Origin of the sequence: Nonomuraea purpurea (assembly GCF_042650645.1) — a bacterium.
In the GTDB taxonomy this organism is placed as follows: domain Bacteria; phylum Actinomycetota; class Actinomycetes; order Streptosporangiales; family Streptosporangiaceae; genus Nonomuraea; species Nonomuraea purpurea.
Genome location: NZ_JBHSBI010000012.1, coordinates 53,451 through 73,911, shown reverse-complemented (window position 1 = coordinate 73,911; position 20,461 = coordinate 53,451). Strand labels below are relative to the sequence as shown.

General features: G+C 71.9%; 18 protein-coding genes. 8 read left to right on the top strand and 10 right to left on the bottom strand.

Annotated features, from left to right (window positions below; genetic code table 11):
* Positions 1-157: 157 nt before the first annotated feature.
* Positions 158-1,066, top strand: coding sequence for an ABC transporter ATP-binding protein (locus ACFOY2_RS23950; RefSeq protein WP_379530314.1), 909 nt, complete (start codon positions 158-160; stop codon positions 1,064-1,066).
* Between the two features lie 58 nt (positions 1,067-1,124).
* Positions 1,125-1,892 (top strand): ABC transporter permease, encoded by a 768-nt coding sequence (locus tag ACFOY2_RS23945; protein ID WP_379530313.1) that lies wholly within the window; start codon positions 1,125-1,127, stop codon positions 1,890-1,892.
* Positions 1,893-1,939: 47 nt separating this feature from the next.
* On the opposite strand, the gene ACFOY2_RS23940 is transcribed toward ACFOY2_RS23945, so the two are convergent.
* Positions 1,940-3,547 (bottom strand): MFS transporter, encoded by a 1,608-nt coding sequence (locus tag ACFOY2_RS23940; RefSeq protein ID WP_379530312.1) that lies wholly within the window; start codon positions 3,545-3,547, stop codon positions 1,940-1,942.
* A gap of 103 nt (positions 3,548-3,650) precedes the next feature.
* On the opposite strand from ACFOY2_RS23940, the gene ACFOY2_RS23935 reads away from it, so the two are divergent.
* Positions 3,651-4,583: an EamA family transporter gene (locus tag ACFOY2_RS23935; protein ID WP_379530311.1), complete on the top strand. Its 933-nt coding sequence runs from the start codon at positions 3,651-3,653 to the stop codon at positions 4,581-4,583.
* Positions 4,584-4,899: 316 nt separating this feature from the next.
* Here the strand turns inward: ACFOY2_RS23935 and ACFOY2_RS23930 are convergent, their stop codons facing one another.
* From ACFOY2_RS23930 to ACFOY2_RS23900, 7 genes are read right to left on the bottom strand one after another with little or no spacing between them, the layout of a single operon-like run.
* Positions 4,900-5,568 carry a GntR family transcriptional regulator gene (locus tag ACFOY2_RS23930; RefSeq protein ID WP_379530310.1) on the bottom strand — a complete coding sequence of 223 codons (669 nt, stop codon included), beginning with the start codon at positions 5,566-5,568 and terminating at the stop codon, positions 4,900-4,902.
* 26 nt (positions 5,569-5,594) lie between these two features.
* Entirely contained in the window at positions 5,595-6,584 is a 990-nt protein-coding gene (locus ACFOY2_RS23925) for an ornithine cyclodeaminase family protein (RefSeq protein ID WP_379530309.1), read from the bottom strand.
* Between the two features lie 48 nt (positions 6,585-6,632).
* Positions 6,633-7,634 (bottom strand): proline racemase family protein, encoded by a 1,002-nt coding sequence (locus ACFOY2_RS23920; protein WP_379530308.1) that lies wholly within the window; start codon positions 7,632-7,634, stop codon positions 6,633-6,635.
* A complete protein-coding gene (locus tag ACFOY2_RS23915; RefSeq protein WP_379530307.1) occupies positions 7,631-8,524 on the bottom strand; it encodes a dihydrodipicolinate synthase family protein in 894 nt (297 codons plus the stop codon). The genes ACFOY2_RS23920 and ACFOY2_RS23915 overlap by 4 nt, the downstream gene beginning before the upstream one ends.
* On the bottom strand, positions 8,524-9,855 hold the full coding sequence (locus ACFOY2_RS23910) for an FAD/NAD(P)-dependent oxidoreductase (RefSeq protein WP_379530306.1): 1,332 nt from the start codon (positions 9,853-9,855) through the stop codon (positions 8,524-8,526). Before ACFOY2_RS23910 ends, ACFOY2_RS23915 begins: the two co-directional genes overlap by 1 nt.
* A gap of 45 nt (positions 9,856-9,900) precedes the next feature.
* On the bottom strand, positions 9,901-10,143 hold the full coding sequence (locus ACFOY2_RS23905; protein ID WP_379530305.1) for a (2Fe-2S)-binding protein: 243 nt from the start codon (positions 10,141-10,143) through the stop codon (positions 9,901-9,903).
* Between the two features lie 10 nt (positions 10,144-10,153).
* The gene (locus tag ACFOY2_RS23900) at positions 10,154-11,305 is read right to left on the bottom strand and encodes an NAD(P)/FAD-dependent oxidoreductase (RefSeq protein ID WP_379530304.1); all 1,152 of its coding nucleotides are present in this window, start codon (positions 11,303-11,305) and stop codon (positions 10,154-10,156) included.
* A gap of 90 nt (positions 11,306-11,395) precedes the next feature.
* Between ACFOY2_RS23900 and ACFOY2_RS23895 the strand changes: the two genes are divergently transcribed.
* On the top strand, positions 11,396-12,382 hold the full coding sequence (locus ACFOY2_RS23895) for a COX15/CtaA family protein (protein WP_379530303.1): 987 nt from the start codon (positions 11,396-11,398) through the stop codon (positions 12,380-12,382).
* A gap of 64 nt (positions 12,383-12,446) precedes the next feature.
* The gene (locus ACFOY2_RS23890; RefSeq protein ID WP_379530302.1) at positions 12,447-13,151 is read left to right on the top strand and encodes a SanA/YdcF family protein; all 705 of its coding nucleotides are present in this window, start codon (positions 12,447-12,449) and stop codon (positions 13,149-13,151) included.
* Here ACFOY2_RS23890 and ACFOY2_RS23885 read toward each other — a convergent pair.
* Together ACFOY2_RS23885 and ACFOY2_RS23880 are read right to left on the bottom strand one after the other, a co-directional pair.
* Positions 13,127-14,320: a PrsW family intramembrane metalloprotease gene (locus ACFOY2_RS23885; RefSeq protein WP_357812388.1), complete on the bottom strand. Its 1,194-nt coding sequence runs from the start codon at positions 14,318-14,320 to the stop codon at positions 13,127-13,129. The two genes, ACFOY2_RS23890 and ACFOY2_RS23885, sit on opposite strands and share 25 nt — an antisense overlap.
* 99 nt (positions 14,321-14,419) lie before the next feature.
* Positions 14,420-15,364 carry a heme o synthase gene (locus ACFOY2_RS23880; protein WP_379530301.1) on the bottom strand — a complete coding sequence of 315 codons (945 nt, stop codon included), beginning with the start codon at positions 15,362-15,364 and terminating at the stop codon, positions 14,420-14,422.
* Between the two features lie 259 nt (positions 15,365-15,623).
* Here ACFOY2_RS23880 and tkt point away from each other — a divergent pair, with 259 nt between their 5' ends.
* Genes tkt through ACFOY2_RS23865 form a run of 3 tightly spaced genes read left to right on the top strand, consistent with a single transcriptional unit; the run spans position 15,624 to position 20,442 of the window.
* Positions 15,624-17,732 (top strand): transketolase, encoded by a 2,109-nt coding sequence (gene tkt / locus ACFOY2_RS23875; RefSeq protein WP_379530300.1) that lies wholly within the window; start codon positions 15,624-15,626, stop codon positions 17,730-17,732.
* A 5-nt stretch (positions 17,733-17,737) separates the two neighbouring features.
* Positions 17,738-18,829 (top strand): transaldolase, encoded by a 1,092-nt coding sequence (tal, locus tag ACFOY2_RS23870; protein ID WP_379530299.1) that lies wholly within the window; start codon positions 17,738-17,740, stop codon positions 18,827-18,829.
* A complete protein-coding gene (locus ACFOY2_RS23865) occupies positions 18,829-20,442 on the top strand; it encodes a glucose-6-phosphate isomerase (protein WP_379530529.1) in 1,614 nt (537 codons plus the stop codon). The genes tal and ACFOY2_RS23865 overlap by 1 nt, the downstream gene beginning before the upstream one ends.
* Positions 20,443-20,461 lie beyond the last annotated feature (19 nt).

Here is a 20,461-nt window from a genome sequence, read left to right as displayed (position 1 = left end):
TCCCCGCCGGCACGGGACCCGGGGTCGCGCTCGCCTCGGTACGACCTTCCAGCGCGGAAGGCCGATTTACCGGAAACAACGCGGCAAGACCTGACCCAAAACCGGCCGCGCTCACCTGCGGAGCCGACCGCCTGGCGTAGTCCCTAAACTCATGGCCATGGAATCCCCAGCCGTCGAGATCATCGACCTGGTCAAACGTTACGGCGGCACGACCGCCGTCGACGGGCTCACGCTCCGTGCCGGGCTCGGCGCGGTCACGGCGGTCCTCGGTCCCAACGGCGCGGGCAAGACCTCGACGGTCGAGATCTGCGAGGGGTTCCGCAAGGCGGACGCGGGCACCGTCCGGGTGCTCGGCCTGGCGCCCGCGCGGCCCGAGCTGCGGGCGCGGGTGGGCGTCATGCTGCAGGCCGGCGGCGTCCCGCCGGCCATGCGCTGCGCGGAGTGGCTGCGGCTGGTCTCGCGCTTCTACGCCAGCCCGCTCGACGTCCGGGCCCTGCTGGAGCGGCTGGGCCTCGCCGATCACGGACGCACCCCCTACCGGCGGCTGTCGGGCGGGCAGCAGCAGCGGCTGTCGCTGGCCGCGGCCGTCGTCGGGCGGCCGGAGCTGGTCTTCCTCGACGAGCCGACCGCCGGGCTCGACCCGCAGGCCAGGCACGCCTGCTGGGAGCTGGTGGGCGAACTGCGCGGGGCGGGAGTGTCCGTGGTGCTGACCACCCACCACATGGACGAGGCCGAGCGGCTCGCCGACCACGTGGTGATCATCGACAGGGGGCGCGTGGTGGCCGAGGGCACCCCGGCCACGCTGACGGGGGCCGAACGCCAGCTCCGCTTCAGGGCCCGCCCAGGGCTGGCGCTGGAAGAGCTGCTCAACGCGCTGCCCTCGGGGAGCGCCGCCAAAGAGTCTCCCGCCGGCCACTACATCATCGAGGGCCAGGTGGGTCCCGAACTGCTGGCCACGGTGACGGCCTGGTGCGCGGCCGAGGGCGTCACGGCCGACGACCTGCGCATCGAGCGGCGCACCCTCGAAGACGTCTTCCTGGAGCTGACCGGCAAGGAGCTGCGATGACCGAGCTTGTCGAGGTCATGAGTGAGCAAGGAAACATGGGCCCGGCGAAGGAGGGTTCATGACGGCGCTCGACTTCACCCCGGCGCCCGGCGCGGCGCCGTTCCCCCGCATGGTCGCGGCCCAGACGGGCGCGGAGATCCGCGCGATGCTGCGCAACGGCGAGCAGCTCCTGCTCACCATGGTCATCCCCGTGCTGCTGCTGGTGGGCTTCTCCGTCGCGCCGCTGATCGACATCGGGGGCGGCAGCCGGATCGACTTCCTGGCGCCGGGCGTGCTGGCGCTGGCGGTCATGTCCACCGCCTTCACCGGCCAGGCCATCGCGACCGGCTTCGAGCGCCGCTACGGGGTTTTGAAGCGGCTCGGGGCGACGCCGCTGTCCAGGGCCGGGCTCATGCTCGCCAAGACGGGCGCCGTGGTGGCCGTGGAGCTGCTGCAAGCCGTGGTGATCGTGCTCGTGGGGCTGGCGCTGGGGTGGCGGCCGCACGGCTCGCCGTTCAGCGCGGTGCTGCTCATCGTGGTGGGGACCGCGGCGTTCAGCGGGCTGGGGCTGCTCATGGCGGGCACGCTCCGCGCCGAGGCCACCCTGGCCGCCGCCAACCTGGTGTACCTGGTGCTGCTGGGGGCGGGCGGGGTGATCTTCCCGCTGTCGAAGTTCCCCGCCTCGGCGCTGCCGGTGCTGGAACTGCTGCCGATCTCGGCCCTGACGGGCGGGCTCCGTGCCGTGCTCGCCCACGGCGCCGCGCTGCCGCTGGGGCCGCTGGCGGTGCTCGCGGCCTGGGCGGTGCTGTCGCTGGGTCTGGTCTCACGAACCTTCCGCTGGGAGTAACCCGCGACGCGGTTGGGGCCTCGGTCTTTGGAGGCGTTTGGGCCTCCTCATTCGGGGCTTTCCTGTCGCAGGGCGCCATAACGGCGTCTGGTCAGGGCCGCCACCGCCGTGAGCGGGACCGCGGCGCCCGCCGCCAGGCCGAACAGCAGCCCGTAGGAGCCGTCCTCGGCCAGCGGGCCGGCCGCCCACGACGAGACCGCGCTGCCGACGAACAGGGCCGAGGCGAAGAACGCGATCGTGGTGCCCCTGGCCTCCGGCACCACGGCGGTGGCCCAGGTCTGCAGCGAGGAGTGCAGGAACGACCAGCCGCCGCCGAGCAGGAGCGCGGTGACGGCCACAGTGGCCATGCTGAGGTGCACCGTCACGATCCCGAACCCGACGCACAGGTGCGCGCCGCCCACCGTCATGAGCAGCGGCGCGGGCCAGCGGCCCGACAGGCTCTTGACGACCTTCGAAAACGCCCACAGGCCGAGCCCGTAGGCGGTGATGCCCAGGCCCGCGATGGCCGCGGGGTGGCCGATGTACTGCAGGGCAGTGGGCAGGTACGGCAGGGCGCCCAGCATGATCGCCCCCTCGACGAACGCCAGCGCGAACACCAGCAACGCCCACGGCTGCCTGAGCACCGCCCCGAGATACCCACCCACCCCCGGCCGCCCCCTCCCACCAACCGCCTCAGCCCCCGACACCCCATCCACACCCGTCGCTCCCGTTCCCGAGACCCCGCCAACCGTCCCCGCCGCCCCGCCGACGTCTTGGGTACCGCCCGCCTCCGACGCAACCGGCCCACGCCCCACCTCGGCACCCTGCGCAACGTCCAACTCGCCGCGCACATCACCCACACCGGGCTCAGGCCCCGCAACGGCCATCGGCTCAGCACCCCTGCCAGGCGCAGCGTCCGGCCTGGAGGCGGCCTCCACCGAGTGGGCAGCACCCCGGGCAGAGGCGCTCTCCGACGCCAGAGCGTCGTCCGATGCCGACGCGACCTCAGATGCCGGAGCGGCGGGCGCTGCCGGTGTGTTTTTCGGTGCCGGGACGGTGTTCGGGCTGTGGGTGTTCGGGGTGGGGGTGGGTAGTGAGAGGGGGCGGTGGGGTTCGGGGAGGGTGCGTAGGGCGATGGCGCAGGCGAAGGCGCAGGCGGCGGGCACCGTGAAGGCGACCCGCCAGTCCACCAGCCCCGCGAGAACCCCGCCGAGCCCCGTGGCCAGGGCCGTTCCGAGGGCGGCTGCGCCCATCAGGTCGGTCAGGGCGCGCTGACGTACCGAGGCCTGGACCGTGTCTCCCACGTACGTCAGCCCGGTCGGGATCACCGCCCCGAAGCAGGCGCCGGTCACGACCCTGGCCACCACCAGGGCCCCCAGCACCGGCATCAGCGCCGAGACGGCTCCCGCGAGGGCCGCGCCGAAGAGCGCCCCGCGCATGACGCGCACCCTCCCGAACCGGTCCGACAGCACGCCCCACAGCGGCTGCGTCAGCCCGTAGGCCAGGTAGTAGGCGCTGGCGGCGGCGACGGCGGCCGAGAGTGGGACGTTCAGGTCGACGGCGATGAGCACGAGCATGGGGCTCACGGCGAAGCGGTCGAAGCTGCTGACGAAGGAGGCCACGGACAGGGTGAGCGGCGGCCGGGCCGGCCCGGCGGGGAGAGCGGCGGCGTTCATGCGTCCCAGGTGTGATTTGTCCAGACAAATGACCTCCGCAAACGTACTACAGGGCGAAATCCGGAACGTCGTCGGGCTTGAGTAAGCTCTGACGGTTGTCTTCATGAGGAGTCCCGTGACCGCCTTCGCCCTCGACGATCCCCTCGATCGCGGCTCCGGCCTGCCCAAACCGGGCAACCTGCTGCGGACGGCGGCCGACTCGATCCCGCCGTCCGGGCTCGTCCTGCTGGCGATCTTCTCGGTGCAGCTCGGCGCCGGGTTCGCGAAGGAGTTGTTCGTGGCGCTGCCGCCGAGCGCGGTGGTGTTCCTGCGCATCGTGGCCGGCGCGCTGATCATCGGGGCGGTGGCCCGGCCCAGGCTCAAGGGGCTGGCCTGGCGTGACTGGGCGGTGGGCATCGGCTTCGGCGTGACGCTCGCCCTCATGAACCTGTCCTTCTACGAGGCCCTGTCCCGGCTGCCGATGGGCATCGCGGTGGCGATCGAGTTCCTCGGGCCGCTGGGCGTGGCGGTGGCGGCCTCGCGGCGCCGGCTCGACCTGCTGTGGGTGGGACTGGCGGCGGCCGGCGTGGCGCTGCTCGCGCCGTGGGGCGATTCGGCGTCGGTGAGCTGGGCCGGCATCGGGTTCGCGATGGTGGCGGGGGTCGGCTGGGCCGGTTACATCCTGCTGTCGGCGGCGGCCGGGCGGCGGTTCCCCGGGACGAGCGGGTTGTCGTTCGCGATGATCGTGTCGGCCGTGGTGATCGCGCCGGTGGGCGTCACGACCGGTGGGGCCGATCTGCTGCAGCCCGAGTTGCTGCTGATCGGGCTCGGGGTGGGGCTGCTGTCGTCGGTGATCCCGTACTCGCTGGAACTGCAGGCGCTGCGGCGGATGCCCACGCACGTGTTCGGCATCCTGATGAGCCTGGAGCCGGCGGTGGCGGCGCTGATCGGGGTGTTGCTGCTGAGCGAGTTCCTGCACGTGCAGCAGTGGGCGGCGATCATCTGCATCGTGGCGGCCAGTCTGGGATCGACGCGGATGGCCCGGCGCCGCAAGTAGGCCCGCCAGGGCGCCGCAAGTAGGGACCCGCGGGCCCGCCGCGCGCCCGTGAGATGGGGTCTTCGGGCGCGCGGCGGAGGGCTCGGCTCTCGGTGGGCGGGGTGTGCCGAGCCCGCGAAGGTCAGCGGAGTGCGGGTGTCCGCCTGACCAGGCTGATGCCACCTGCCGGAGCCGGAGGTGGCCGGTCCGATGGGGACCGCGATGACGGGGCCACGGCGCTCGCGCTGAGGCGTCGCTTCTGTGACCCGCATCGAGGTTACCGCTCTTGGGGAGCGTTGGATCCCTAAATGTAGGAACTCGTCCGGATATTAGGTGATCAGTGCTCGGCCCAGATGCCGCGTACGTGGCCGATGTGCTCTTCCATGATCTGCCCGACAGCCGCGCCGTCGCCGCTCTTGAGCGCGTCGAGCAACGCGAGGTGCTCCCTGGCCGAGTCGCCCAGGGTGCCGCGCTCGTAGAGCTCGGACAGGCCGTACAGCCTGGCCCTGTTGCGCAGGTCGCGCACCACCTCGACCAGGTGGGCGTTGCCGCACAGCGTCAGCAGCTCCACGTGGAAGCGCAGGTCGGCGTCGACGTAGGCGAGCAGGTCGCCGCGCTCGCTGGCCGAGACGATCTCCTCGGCGATGGGCCGCAGCCGCTCGAACTCCTCGGCGCGCGAGCTGTCGGCCAGCCTGGACACGATGGGCACCTCGATGAGCTGCCGGATCTCGGTGAGCTCGTCGAGGTCGCGGTCGGACAGCTCGGTCACCCGGAAACCCTTGTTGCGCACCGCCTCGACCAGGCCCTCCTTGGCCAGGTCGAGCATGGCCTCGCGAACGGGCGTGGCCGAGACGCCGAACTGGGCGGCCAGCACCGGCGCGGAGTAGACCACGCCGGGGCGCATCTCACCGGTGATCAGCGCGGCCCGCAGCGCGTGCGCGACCTGCTCGCGAAGGCTCTGCCGCTCCCCCACCATCGGCAGGTCGAGCCGGTCCTCGGCAGCCATCGGCATCCTTTCCCGTTCACGAGCTCCTAAGAAACCTGCTCACCAGCCTGCCGCCACGCCTCGTAGGCGGCGGCCGCGATCACGAGGTCCTCCCACGCCATGCCCGTGCTCTTGAACACGCGCGGCCCGGGACCGGCCACCACCGCCCCGGCGACCAGGTCGGCGAGATTGCCTGCGAGATGACCGGTGGAGATCGTACCTTGGCGGATCGGGATGATCACATCACCGGCTTCCTCCAAGGCGGCCGCCCTCGCCTCGACGACCACGGTGGCGCGGGCGACGAGGTCGCCGTCGAGCTCGCGGGCGCCGGGTTCGTGCGACCCGACCGCGACGACGGTGACGCCGTCGCGGGCGAGCTTACCGGGGAACAGGGGCCGGTCGGCGGTCGTGCAGCACGCGATGAGGTCGGCCCGCGCCACCGCCTCGTGAACGTCCCTCTCCGCTATCTGGGACGCCCCGGGATCGGAGGCGGAGGTCAGGGCTTGGGCGGGCAGGCCGAGAGCGCGGCAGCGGGCGGCGAGGGCCTCGGCCCGTCCGGCGTCCCGCCCGGCCACGCTCACCTCGGTGATGGGACGGACCTCGCGCAGAGCCAGCACGTGCCCCCACGCCTGCGGCCCGCTCCCGAACACCACCAGCCTCCCGCCCCCGGGATCGGCCAGGTGGCGCACGGCGAGGGCGGAGACGGCCGGGGTGCGCAGCGAGGTGAGCGCGATGCCGTCCATGGCGGCCAGCGGCGTCAGCGTGTCGCCGTCGAACAGCAGGTACGTCCCCTGGATCCGGGGCAGCCCGCGCCCGGGGTTGCCGGGCGCGACGCTGACCGCCTTGACCCCCGCGTACCGCCGGGTGGCGGCGGGCATGAGCAGGAGTTGACCGGCGGGCAGGTCCACGACGGGCCGCTGCGGCGTGGCCTCGGGGTCGAGCCCGTCGCGCAGGGCGTCCTCCAGGATGCGCACGGCCCGGCCGAGCGGGACCAGCCGCTCCAGCGTGGCGGCGTCGAGATACGGCAGTGAGGTCATCGCGGCGCGACCCCCGCCGGGCGGACCGTCGTGATCACGCTGTCCTCCTCAGAGCTCGAAACCGGCGGGGAACGGGTCGCGCGGGTCGAGGAAGTACTGGGCCGTCCCCGTGATCCAGGCCCGTCCGGTGATGGACGGGACGACCGCGGGCCCGCCGCCGACGGTGGTCTCCTCCAGGAGCCTGCCGACGAACCGGGTCCCGATGAAGGATTCGTTGACGAAGTCGCGCCCGAGCGGCAACTCGCCCCTGGCGTGCAGTTGCGCCATGCGGGCGCTGGTGCCGGTGCCGCAGGGCGAGCGGTCGAACCAGCCGGGGTGGATGGCCATGGCGTGCCGCGAGTGGTGGGCGTCGGAGCCGGGGGCGGCGAAGTAGACGTGGTGGCAGCCGCGGATGTGGGGGTCCTCGCGGTGTACGGGCTCGTCGGCGGCGTTGACGGCTTCCATGGTCGCCAGGCCGGCGGCGATGATCTCGTTCTTGGCCTTGCGGTCGAAGGGCAGGCCGTAGGAGTCGAGGTTCACGATGGCGTAGAAGTTGCCGCCGTAGGCCAGGTCGTACGGGATCTCCCCGAATCCTGGCACGGTGACGCAGGCGCCGAGCCTGTCGCTGTAGGAGGGCACGTTGCGCAGCGTCACCGACATGGCCATGCCGTCCTTGACGGCCACGTCCACCTCGACGAGCCCGGCGGGCACCTCCAGGCGCACGGTGGTGACCGGCTCGACGACCTCGACCATGCCGGTCTCGACCAGCACGGTGGCCACGCCGATGGTGCCGTGCCCGCACATCGGCAGCAGCCCCGACACCTCGATGAACAGCACGCCGAAGTCGGCGTCCGGCCTGGTGGGCGGCTGGAGGATGGCGCCGCTCATGGCGGCGTGGCCGCGCGGCTCGGTCATCAGCAGCGTGCGGATGTGGTCGAGGTTGTCACGGAAGTAGACGCGCCGCTCGGCCATGCTCGCGCCGGGAACGACGCCCACGCCGCCGGTGATCACACGGGTGGGCATGCCCTCGGTGTGGGAGTCGACGGCGTGGAAAACCCGTTTTGTCCTCATCGCAGCCCTTCTGCCAGTGCTTTCTCGGTCGCGGCCCGCACCACGGCGTCCTGTTCCGCGGTCAGCGGCTGCCTGGGCTGCCTGCAGGGGCCGCCGTGGCGGCCCGCGAGGTCCATGGACAGCTTGATGGCCTGCACGAACTCCGTCTTGGAGTCCCAGCGCAGCAGGGGATGCAGCGTCTTGTAAAGAGGCAGCGCGGTGTCCAGGTCGCGGGCGAGCGCGGCGCGGTAGAGGGCGACGCTGGAGGCGGGCAGCGCGTTGGGGTAGCCGGCGATCCAGCCGACCGCACCGGCCACCGCCAGTTCGAGCAGCACATCGTCGGAGCCGATCAGCAGGTCGAGCTCGGGGGCCAGTTCGGCCAGCTCGTAGGCCCGCCGCACGTCCCCGCTGAACTCCTTCACCGCCACGATCAGCCCCTCCTCGTGCAGCCTGGCCAGCAGCGCGGGGGTCAGATCGACCTTGGTGTCGAACGGGTTGTTGTAGGCCACGATCGGCAGCCCGGCCTTGGCCACCTCACGATAGTGGGCGATGACCGCCCGCTCGTCGGCCCGGTAGGCGTTCGGCGGCAGCAGGAGCACCGAGCCGCAGCCCGCCTCCCCGGCCTGCTCGGCCCAGCGGCGCGACTCGGAGGCCCCGTAGGCGCCCACGCCGGCCATCACGTTCGGCCCGCCGACGGCCGCGACGGCGGTCTCGACCACCGTGGTGCGCTCCTGCGGGGTGAGCGTCTGGTACTCGCCGAGCGAGCCGTTGGCCACGATGCCGTCGCAGCCGCCCGCGACCAGCCAGCGGCAGTGCTCGGCGTAGCCGTCGGCGTCGACGGACAGGTCTTCACGCAGGGGCAGAGCGGTGGCGACCATGACGCCGTGCCAGGTTCTGCTGCGATTTTCCATCAGGGGGTCCCTTCGTTCGATGAGGCATCCAGTGAGGCGAGCGCGCCGAGAGTGACGGGCTGGGCGATGGGGCGCCGGGGCGGCTGGGGCAGCTCCCCGGCCAGGCACGAGACGGCGTAGCCGCAGACGCGGCCCTGGCACCAGCCCATCCCGGGCCTGGCCAGCAGCTTGATCGAGCGGGCGTCGGTGGCTCCCAGGCGCCGCGCCTGGCGTACGCGCGCCAACGGCACCTCCTCGCACCGGCACACGAGCGTGTCGTCGCGCAGCCATCCCTGCCAGCCGGACTGGACGGGGTAGGCCCGCTGCAGCGCCGCGCCGAAGGCCCGCCACCGCTCACGCCGCCTGGCGAGGATCTCGGGCACCGGGCCCGCCATCGAGCGGCCCGCGATGCGGCCCTCCAGCTCCGACAGGTGCCAGCCGCCGACGCCGGTGGGCTCTCCAGCGGCCCAGACCCCGGGGACGGTGGTGCGCTGCTCGGCGTCCACGACCAGCACGGGGCTGCCGTCCACGTCGTGCCGGGTCCCGCAGCCGAGTTGGGTGCCGAGTTCGATCTGCGGCACGAACCCGTAGCCGGCGGCCACAGTGTCGCACTCGACGACGCGGGTGGCGAGAACGTTCCACCCCCTGTCGAGGCGGGCCAGGGTGACGGCCTCGACCTCGCGTTCGCCGTGCGCCGCGATCACGGCCTGCCTGGTGTGGTAGGGCACGCGGTGCCTGGCCAGGCCGGCCGCGTACCCGGCCGCTTCCGCGGCCTTGCCCAGGGCCGGCAGCGGGTGCCTGGCCAGCCCCAGCCCGCCGTTCGCCTCGAACACGCCCAGCACCCTGGCCCCGGCTCCGGCCAGCCCGGTCGCCACGGGCAGCAGGAAGGGGCCGGTGCCGGAGACGACGATCCGCCGTCCCGCCACGACGCCGTTGCCTTTGAGCAGCGCCTGCGCACCGCCCGCTGTGAGCACGCCGGGCAGGTCCCAGCCGGGGAACGGCAGCGGCCGATCATGGGCGCCGGTGGCGATGAGCAGCCGCCGGGTCCGCAGTGTGACGGGTTCGCCGGTGTGGTTCTCGCAGCGCACGATCAGGTCTCCGTCCAGCTCGCGCGAGATGTTCCACACCTGGTGGCGCGGCAGCACGTCGGCGCGGGCCTCCAGGGCCCGCGCCTGGCGCAGGAACCGGTCGAGGCCGGGCGCGGGCTCGGGGGCGGCGGCGTGGCGGAAGTACTGGCCGCCGAGGCGCGCCGAGGAGTCGGCCAGCGCCACCCGGAGCCCGGCCAGCGCCGCGGTGAGCGCCCCCGCCACCCCGGCGGGCCCACCGCCCACCACAACCAGGTCATAGATCACGAATCCTCCTTCGTCGGGCCCAACCGATGACCTCGACAAGCTCGGTCATGACGTCGTCACCTCGTCACCGGGTTCGGCCTCGGCCAGGCAGGCCCGTTCAGGCGCCCGCCCGTTGACCGAGATCAGGCAGTCGAAGCAGACGCCGATCCCGCAGAACAGCCCTCTGGGCCGCCCGCCGAACCGGGTGCTGCGCCACGACCTGACCCCGGCCGCGTGCAGGGCCGCGCCGATGGTCTGGCCGGGCGCGACCGGCACCGGCCGGCCGTCGATAGTGATGTGGAAGGTCACGGGCTTCCTCTCACTGGGCCTCCTCGGGGGACTCGGCGAAGCGGTCCGGGCGGAAGGGGTGCAGGTCCAGGTCGGTCCGCCCGCCGGCGATGAGCTGGGCGAGCAGGTGCCCGGTCGCCGGGGCGAGCCCGATGCCGGCGCCCTCGTGCCCGCACGCGTGGTAGAGGCCGGGCACGCGCGGGTCGGCGCCGATGACGGGCAGGTGGTCGGGACAGTACGGGCGGAAGCCGCAGTAGGACCTGATCACCCGCACCTCGCGCAGCGCGGGGAAGAGCGCCACCGCCTGGGCGGCCAGCTTGGCCAGCACGGGCACCGACGTGGTCCGGTCGAACCCGACCCGCTCCCTGCTGGCCCCGATGAGCACGGTCCCGGCCGGGGTGCCCTCGATGACGGCCGAGGTCTCCAGGTCGGCCGAGTCGCTGGCCACGTTCGTCACGTAGGCGGCGGTGTAGACCTTGTGCCTGATCAGGGGCTCCGGCAGCGGCTCTGTGACCAGGATGAACCCGCGCCTGGGCAGGATCGGCAGGTTCACCCCCGCCAGCGCGGCCACCTCGCCGCCCCAGGTGCCCGCCGCGTTGATCACCGCGCCACCGAGCACGTCGCCGTGCGTGGTGCGGACGCCGCAAACGCGCCCTCCCGACCGGATGACCCCGCTCACCTCGGCGCCGAGGCGCAGCCGCAGGGTGCCGTGGCCGAAGCTGCCGGCGCCGAGTTCGAGCAGCCTGGCGGCCGCGAGCATGGGCTGGACCTGGGCGTCCTGGGGGTAGAACACGCCGCCGGCCAGGTCGTTGCTCAGGTGGGGTTCGTGTTCGCGCAGTTCGGGCCCCGGCACGATGACGTGCTCGACGTCCTGTTTGGCGGCCAGCTCGGTGAGCTTCCGCTGGACCTCGCCGGTCTCGGCGACGACCAGTCCGCCCTTGGCCTCGAACTCGAACCCGCCGTGCCCGGCCAGGTCGCGCCAGAGCCGGTTCGACAGCACGGCCAGCTCCAGCTCGGGCCCCGGCTCCTTGTCGGAGACGAGCACGTTGCCCTCGCCCGAGCCCGTCGTGCCGCCCGCGACGGGCCCCCGGTCGAGCACGGTCACGTCGAGCCCCGCGCGCGCGGCGTAGTAGGCGCAGGCCGCCCCGACCACGCCCGCGCCGACGACGATCACGTCGGACATCCACCACCTCCCCAGGTAATATGTCACATACCCTGCTGCTTGAGAAGCCCGTTGGCGGGACCGGCGGACCCGGCCCTTACCATCGATGACGTGAAGCTACCCACAGACCACCCCAACCCCCTTGTGCGCGGCCTGTTCTCCTTCTGGGCGCCCACAAAGCAGTCGATGCGGGGCTGGGCGCTGGCCTCCGTGGTGGTCAACGCGGGCATCACGGTGACGGGCGCGGGCGTGCGCGTCACCGGCTCGGGGCTGGGCTGCCCGACCTGGCCCAAGTGCACGCCCGACAGCTTCCTGCCGGTCGCCCATCCCGAGGTCTCGCCGCTCAACATGGCCGTGGAGTTCGGCAACCGGCTGCTGACGTTCCTGGTGCTGGCGGTCGGGATCGCGTGCGTGGTGTCGGCGCTGCGGATGACGCCGCGCCGGCCCTCCCTGGCGCGGCTCGCGTGGCTGCAGCCCGTGGGGATCGTGACCCAGGCCCTGTGGGGCGGGCTGGTGGTCAACACCATGCTCAACCCGTTCACGGTCGGCATGCACTTCCTCATCTCCAGCGGCCTGATCGCCGCCTGCTGGATGCTCTACGCCCGCGCGGGCGAGGGCGACGGCCCCGTGCGGCGGGTGGTGCACCGCGACATCCGCAGGCTCGGCCACGTGCTGCTCGCGGCGGTGTTCGTGCTGCTGGTGGTCGGCGTGGTGGTGAGCGGCACGGGCCCGCACTCCGGCGATGTGATGGCCTCGCGCTTCGACCTCGACATCGAGGCGGTGGCGCGACTGCACGCCGACATCGCCTACGTGGTGGTCGGGCTGAGCTTCGCGCTGCTGTTCGCGCTGCACGTGAGCGACGCGCCGCGCCCGGCCAGGCGGGCCGCGCTGGCGCTGGTGGTGGTGGAGCTGTCCCAGGGCGTGATCGGCTACACGCAGTACTTCCTGGCCGTGCCCGCCGCCCTGGTCCTGCTGCACGTGCTCGGCTCGACGGTGGTGTGGATCTTCGCGCTCAGGGCGGTCACCTCGCTGCGTACGCGCACCCCCGAGAACGTTCCCGCGCCCCACTCCCCCGCCGAAGCAGCCGCCGCCGTCTGAGGTGGTATGCCAGGCTATGGGGTGAAAGGTCGGCCACTCCCCCACCGCCGGAGGGTGCGAATTGTTGGGAAAGGTCCGCCCCTCTCGGAAGGCGTTACGCCGCACGTACCAGGGCCTGGTGCTCCTGAGCGTGCTCATGCTCGCGCCCATGACGTGGGCCTGGCTGAACAGCTCGCAGCACCGGGAGACGGCCGAGGGCGACGGCTGGCTCGCGCGGGTGCCGCCGTCGCAGGCGGCGCTGGTGCTGGGCGCGGGCCTGTACGGGACGCAGCCCACGCCGATGCTGGCCCGCAGGCTCGACATCGCCGCCGACCTGTATCGCTCGGGCAAGGTGCGGGCGCTGCTGCTGTCGGGCGACAACAGCCGCGAGGAGTACGACGAGCCGACCGCCATGCGCGACTACCTGCGCGGCAAGGGCGTGCCCGACACGGTGATGGTGCTGGACTATGCCGGCTTCGACACGTGGGACTCATGCGTGCGGGCGCGCAAGGTGTTCGGGGCGCGGCAGGTGACCGTGGTGACGCAGGAGTTCCACCTGCCCAGGGCCGTCACGCTGTGCCGCACGGCCGGGCTGGAGACGTTCGGGGTCGGTGACGACTCCGTCAGGCGCTGGGCTTTGACCACGTACTACCTGGCCACCCGCGAGCTGTTCGCCACCGCCAAGGCCTTCGCCGACGCGATGGTGCTGAACTCCGACCCGATCTTCCCCGGGCCCCGCGAGGTCTCACTCACCGAAATCCTGGATCAGCCGGGCGCTCCGGGGGCGTAGCCGGGCGGCGGAGAGCCCCTGGCGACCGACTGGGTGTGCACCGACGGCGTGGGGAAGTCGGCGCGGGCGGTGCTCATGCACTCGAGCAGGGCCCGCTGCTCCTCGTGGAAGGTCTGCTCGTCGACCATGTGGCGGGCCGCCCGCTCGTGCAGCAGGCCCAGCTCGGTGGCGGCGAGCTGGTAGTCGCGCATCGCCCGCACCCCGCGCTTGCCGCCGTGGAGCCTGGCCCACTGCCTGGCCTGGCGCCGCCTGGGGAAGGCCGACAACATGAAGATGTCGGCCTGCGTGACCAGCTTGGTCGGCTCGTACGGCGGCAGATAGCGCTGGATGAGGGCCACGATGCGCCGCCTGTCGCGGAAGACCACGCCGATGAGCACGATCAGCACCAGCAGCAGCACCAGGTAGGCCACCACGAGCCCGGGGAAGCCGCCGTAGGAGGCCAGGCCGTTCCACAGGCCGTGCAGGATCATCGCGCCCGTCCAGCCGGCCAGGATGTAGGTGACCCGCTCGGAGCCGGAGCGCTGGGCCGCGTAGGCGACGGCCACCCCGATCATCGAGCTGAACAGCGGATGCGCGAACGGCGACAGGATGCCGCGCAGCACCACCGTGACCGCCAGCCCCTTGACCCCCGCCTCGGAGTTGAGCGCCTGCAGGTAGTAGCTGACGTTCTCGCTCATGGCGAAGCCGAGCCCGACCATGCTGGCGTAGATGACGCCGTCGGTGGGCCCGTCGAGCTCGGCCCTGCGAAATCGCAGCAGCCCCAGCAGCACCAGGCCCTTCATGGTCTCCTCGACCACGGGGGCGCCGAAGGTGGCCGCGATGTTGCGGGCGCTGGCCTCCGACAGCTTGGCGGTGTCGATGATGTAGTGCAGGTTGAGCGAGTTGATCACGCCGGCGACCAGCACCGCGATGCCCGCGCCCCAGGCGAAGGCGAAGATGAGGTTGCTGCGCGGCTCGGGCTCCATGCGGTCGAGCGCCAGCACGGCGGCCAGCAGCAGCGGCACCGGCGCCAGGGCCAGCACGAGCGCGATGAAGAACTGCACGGGGGCGCCGTCGATCACGTCGAAGGAGAACGAGACCAGGGCGCAGATGCCGGTGAGGACCAGCCCGATGATCAACGCGAACGACGGGCGGTCCTTCAACACCCAGCGTGGATCACGGGTCGCCATACGGTGACTTTAACGGATCAGAGCGCCGGGAGCCGCGTCGGTCCTGGCGGGACGGCTCGGGATACCCACTCCTCACCATCAGGACACGCGGCCACCGTCTCAGGCCAGCAGCGGGTCGATCGCGACGGCCAGGAACAGCAGCGCCAGGTAGGCGTTGGACCAGTGGAAGAAGCGCATGGGGCGCAGGTCGACGCCGGTCTTGCCGGCGTTGAGCCGGCTCAGCAGGCGGTGGACCTCCCACAGGCACATGGCGCCGAGCGCGGCGGCGATCACGGGGTAGAACAGCGTGGTGCCCGCCACCGGCCACAACGCCAGCGAGCACAGCACGGTCGCCCAGGTGTAGGCGATCGACTCCAGGATGACCCGCCGCTCGGTGGCCACCACCGGCAGCATCGGCACCTTGGCCGCCGCGTAGTCCTCCTTGTAGCGCATGGCCAGCGTCCAGGTGTGCGGCGGCGTCCAGAAGAAGACCACCCCGAACAGCACCAGCGGCGCCCAGTCGAGCCGCTCGGTGATGCCCGCCCAGCCGATCATCACCGGCATGCAGCCCGCGATGCCGCCCCACACGATGTTCTGGGCCGTGCGCCGCTTGAGCAACATCGAGTAGACCAGCACGTAGAACAGGATCGCCGCGAGGGACAGCAGCGCCGCCAGCCCGTTGGTGGTCAGCCACAGGCCCACGGTGGACAGGATCCCGAGCACGATCCCGAAGACCAGCGCGCCGCGCGGTGACACCTGGTGCCTGGCCAGCGGCCTGCGGCGGGTGCGGCGCATCTTCTGGTCGATGTCGCGGTCGACGTAGCAGTTGAGCGCGTTGGCGCTGCCCGCCGATAGGGTGCCGAACACCATGACAGATATGGACGTCCACAGCGGGGGCAGCCCGCGCGCCGCGAGGAACATCACCGGCAGCGTCGTGATGAGCAGGAGCTCGATGATCCGCGGCTTGGTGAGCGCGATGTAGGCCTTCACGGTCATGGCGAACGACCGCGGCGCCTCCACCTGAGGTGATGGGGCCGTGGCCTGCCTGTTGGTCAGCACCGTCAAGGCGCTTCCAGCCTGTGCGGAGTCAACGCGTAACCTCTGATAAGAGCGGATCCTTGGATGGGCGCCGGCGACGCCCCTGCGAACAAACAAACTGTAGTAGCAGGGGCGGCCGGTCCGGCCAATGGGGGGCTTGCGCCATGCATGGACACCGCGTGGGTGGAGCGGGAATCGATCTCCGGCTCCGCTCGGTTAAGGTCCCGTGTGGGCGGGATAGCCAACCGGTACAACCAATGACAACTAGATTCCGGAGACCGAGCACTTGAGCACCGAACTCGTGCCAGCCCTCGAATGGACCGACCTGGACAAGCAGGCGGTCGACACCGTTCGAGCCCTGGCGATGGACGCAGTGGAGAAGGCGGGCTCGGGGCATCCCGGCACCGCCATGAGCCTGGCCCCCGCCGCATACCTGCTCTTCCAGCGCGTGATGCGCCACGACCCGACCGACCCCAACTGGGCCGGACGCGACCGGTTCGTGCTGTCGTGCGGCCACACCAGCCTGACGCTCTACATCCAGCTCTACCTTTCCGGCTACGGCCTGACGCTCGACGACCTCAGGCGCCTGCGCCAGTGGGACAGCCTCACCCCCGGTCACCCCGAGCACGGCCACACGGCGGGCGTCGAGACGACGACGGGCCCGCTCGGCCAGGGCCTGGGCAACGCGGTCGGCATGGCGATGGCGGCCCGCCGCGAGCGCGGCCTGTTCGACCCCGACGCCGAGCTCGGCTCCTCGCCGTTCGACCACCACATCTGGTGCCTGGTCAGCGACGGCGACATCGAGGAGGGCATCAGCCACGAGGTCAGCGCGCTCGCGGGCCACCAGAAGCTGGGCAACCTCATCGTCGTCTGGGACGACAACCGCATCTCCATCGAGGACGACACCCTCATCGCCAAGTCCGAGGACGTGGTCAAGCGCTACGAGGCCTACGGCTGGCACACGCAGAGCGTCGACTGGACCGAGAACGGCGACTACGCCGAGGACGTCCAGGCCTTCTACGACGCCCTGCAGGCGGCCAAGGCCGAGACCGACCGGCCCTCGTTCATCCGGCTGCGCACGATCATCGGCTGGCCGGCGCCCAACAAGCAGAACACCGGCAAGATCCACGGCTCGGCCCTGGGCGAGGCCGAGGTCGCCGCCACCAAGGAGGTCCTGGGCTTCGACCCGGCCAAGACCTTCGACGTGCGGGCCGGGGTGCTGGAGCACGCCCGCGCCATCGCCCAGCGGGGCCGCGCCGAGCACGCCGAGTGGGAGAAGGGCTACGCCGAGTGGCGCCTGGCCAACCCCGAGCGCGCCGCCGAGTTCGACCGCATCTGCCAGCGCGAGCTGCCCAACGGCTGGGCCAGGGCGCTGCCGTCGTTCGAGACGGGCGCGTCGGTCTCGACCCGCAAGGCCTCGGGCGAGGTGCTCAGCGCGCTGGCGCCGGTGCTGCCCGAGCTGTGGGGCGGCTCGGCCGACCTGGCCGAGTCGAACAACACCACGATGAAGGGCGAGCCGTCCTTCATCCCCGAGGAATACCAGACCAAGGAGTTCCCCGGTAACCGCTACGGCCGCACGCTGCACTTCGGCATCCGCGAGCACGGCATGGGCGCCATTCTCAACGGCATCGCCCTGCACGGCGGCACCCGCCCGTACGGCGGCACGTTCCTGGTCTTCTCCGACTACATGCGGCCCGCGGTGCGCCTGGCGGCGCTGATGAAGCTGCCGGTCACCTACATCTGGACGCACGACTCCATCGGCCTGGGCGAGGACGGCCCCACCCACCAGCCGATCGAGCACCTGTGGGCGCTGCGCGCCATCCCCGGCCTCGACGTGGTCCGCCCGGCCGACGCCAACGAGACCGCCCACGCGTGGAAGGCCGTGCTCAAGCACACCGACCGTCCCGCCGCGCTCGCGCTGACCAGGCAGAACCTGCCGGTCTTCGAGGGCACCAGCGCCGAGGGCGTGGCCCGCGGCGGCTACGTCCTGCGCGAGGCGTCCGACGGCCAGCCCAAGGTCATCCTCATCGCCACCGGCAGCGAGGTCGAGATCGCGCTGGGCGGACGGGATCTGCTGGAGGCGAAGGGCATCCCGACGCGGGTCGTGTCGATGCCGTGTGTCGAGTGGTTCAAGGGGCAGGACACCGCGTATAGGCAGACGGTTCTGCCTTCGTCGATCCGGGCTCGGGTCGCCGTCGAGGCGGGAGTCGCGCTCGGCTGGCACGAGTTCGTCGGCGAATGCGGTGAGGTCGTCGGTCTCGAACACTTCGGTGCCTCGGCTCCGTACAAGACTTTGTACGAGCTTTTCGGGCTGACGGCGGAGCGGGTGGCTGCCGCGGCACACGCAAGCCTGGCCAAGCTGGGTCAGGAAAAGGGCGAGACGACGGGAAACTGAAGAAGATGAGTGAAATCCTGAAGAAGCTGTCCGGGCAGGGCGTCGCCATCTGGCTTGACGACATCAGCCGCGACCGCCTGCGCACCGGCAACCTGGAGCAGTTGATCCGGGACAAGTACGTCGTCGGCGTGACGTCCAATCCGACGATCTTCGCCAACGCGCTGGGCAAGGGCGACGCCTACAACGCCCAGTTGCACGACCTTGCCGTACGCGGCGTGGACGTGGGCGAGGCCGTGCGCGCGATCACGACCTACGACATCCGCTGGGCCGCCGACGTGCTGCGCCCGGTCTACGACGCCACCGACGGCGTGGACGGCCGTGTGTCGCTGGAGGTCGACCCGCGGCTGGCCCGCGAGAGCGAGAAGACGGTCGCCGAGGCGCGGGCGCTGTGGTGGATGGTCGACCGGCCCAACCTGTTCATCAAGATCCCGGCCACGGTCGAGGGGCTGCCCGCGATCACGCAGGCGCTGTCGGAGGGCATCAGCGTCAACGTCACGCTGATCTTCTCGCTCGAGCGCTACCGCGCGGTCATGGACGCCTGGCTGGCCGGCCTGGAGGCGGCGCAGGCCAAGGGCCTGGACCTGGCCACGATCGAGTCGGTGGCCTCGTTCTTCGTCAGCCGCGTCGACACCGAGATCGACCAGCGGCTGGACAAGGTCGGCAAGCCCGAGCTGAAGGGCAAGGCGGGCGTGGCCAACGCGCGCCTGGCGTACGCGGCCTACGAGGACGTGATGAACTCCGAGCGCTGGCAGCGCCTGCGCGCCGCGGGCGCCCGCCCGCAGCGGCCGCTGTGGGCCTCGACCGGCGTGAAGAACCCCGAATACTCCGACACGCTCTACGTCGACCAGCTCGTCGCCCCCGGCACCGTCAACACGATGCCGGAGAAGACGCTGGACTCGGTCGCCGACCACGCCAACATCACCGGCGACACCGTGCGCCCCTTCTACGAGGACGCCTGGAACACCATGGCCGCTCTCAAGGAGGCCGGCATCGACTACGACGACGTGGTCAAGGTGCTGGAGGAGGAGGGCGTGGAGAAGTTCGAGGCGTCCTGGAACGAGCTGCTCGAGAGCGTTCGGAAGAACCTGGTTCCGTGATGGAGGTCTCCTACCGCGAGGAGGGGGTGGCCTCGGCCGCCTCCTCCGTCGCGGGGCGCCTCGTCGCCGACGGCGTGCCCGCGCGGCTCGCCGGCGGCGACCCCACGCTGTGGGGTGAGGACGCCGAGGCGGAGGCGGCGGTCAGGCTCGGCTGGCTGACCCTGCCCCGCAGCTCGCGCGAGCTGCTGCCCGAGCTGGGCAACCTCGCCGACAAGGCCCGCGCGGAGGGCCTGAGCAACGTGGTCGTGGCCGGGATGGGCGGCTCGTCGCTGGCGGCGGAGGTCATCTGCAACACCGCCGACGTGCCGCTGACCGTGCTCGACACCTCCGATCCCGCCCAGGTGCGGCGGGCGCTGACCGACCGGCTCGACGCCACAGTCGTGGTCGTGGCCAGCAAGAGCGGCTCGACCGTCGAGACCGACTGCCACCTGCGGATCTACGAGCGGCTGTTCGCCGAGACGGGCCTCGACCCGGCCGAGCGCATCGTGGTCGTCACCGACCCCGGCTCGCCGCTGGAGCAGCTCGCGATCGACGACGGCTACCAGACGGTGTTGTCCATGCCCGACGTGGGCGGCCGCTATTCGGCGCTGTCGGCGTTCGGGCTGGTGCCCGCCGCGCTGGCGGGCGTCGACGTGGAGCGGCTGCTCGACGACGCCGAGGCGGTGCTGCCGCTGCTGTCGCGCGAGCGCGGCAACCCCGGGCTCGACCTGGGGGCCGCGCTCGGCGGCGCGGCGCTGGGCGGGCGCGACAAGCTGCTGCTCGAAGACCAGCTCTCCCCGCTCGTGGGGCTGTCCGACTGGATCGAGCAGCTCGTCGCCGAATCCACCGGCAAGCAGGGCAGGGGGATCCTGCCGGTTGTGGGCGCCGACCCCAACCGCACCGGTGACGAGCTGGTCGTCGCGATCGCCTCCGACGACGGCGACGTGCGCGTCGACGGGCCGCTGGGCGCGCAGTTCCTGGTGTGGGAGTACGCGGTCGCCGTCGCCGGGCTGCTGCTGGAGATCAACCCCTTCGACCAGCCGAACGTGGCCGAGTCGAAGGAGAACACCGCGGCCCTGCTGGCCCTGCCCGACCTGCCGACCGGCGCGCCGGCGTTCGTGGACGGGCCCGTCGAGGTGTACGGCGCGGCCACCGCGACGGACCTGCCAGGGCTGTTCGACGAACTGCTGCGCGCCATCCCCGCCGACGGCTACCTGTCGATCATGGCTTATCTGGACCGGCTCGCGGCCTTCGACGCCCCCGTGCCCGAAGGGGCCGACTTCGAGCAGATGACCGACGCGTGGATGATGGCCGATCCGGCGACGCTGCGGGCGCTGCTGGCGCTGCGCACCGACCGGCCGGTGACGTTCGGGTGGGGGCCGAGATTCCTGCACTCGACCGGGCAGTACCACAAGGGCGGGCCGCAGAACGGCGTGTTCCTGCAGATCACCGGGGCTGTGGCCGAGGACGTGGCGGTCCCGGGACGGCCCTACTCACTGGGCCGGCTCCAGCTCGCGCAGGCCCTCGGCGACCTGGGGGCGCTCGAAACCCGCGGGCGGCCGGCCGTACGCCTGCATTTGACCGATCGCGCGGCGGGAGTCGCGCATCTGCTCACAGCCGCACAGGAGGCTTGAGATGACAGACGATCCGGCG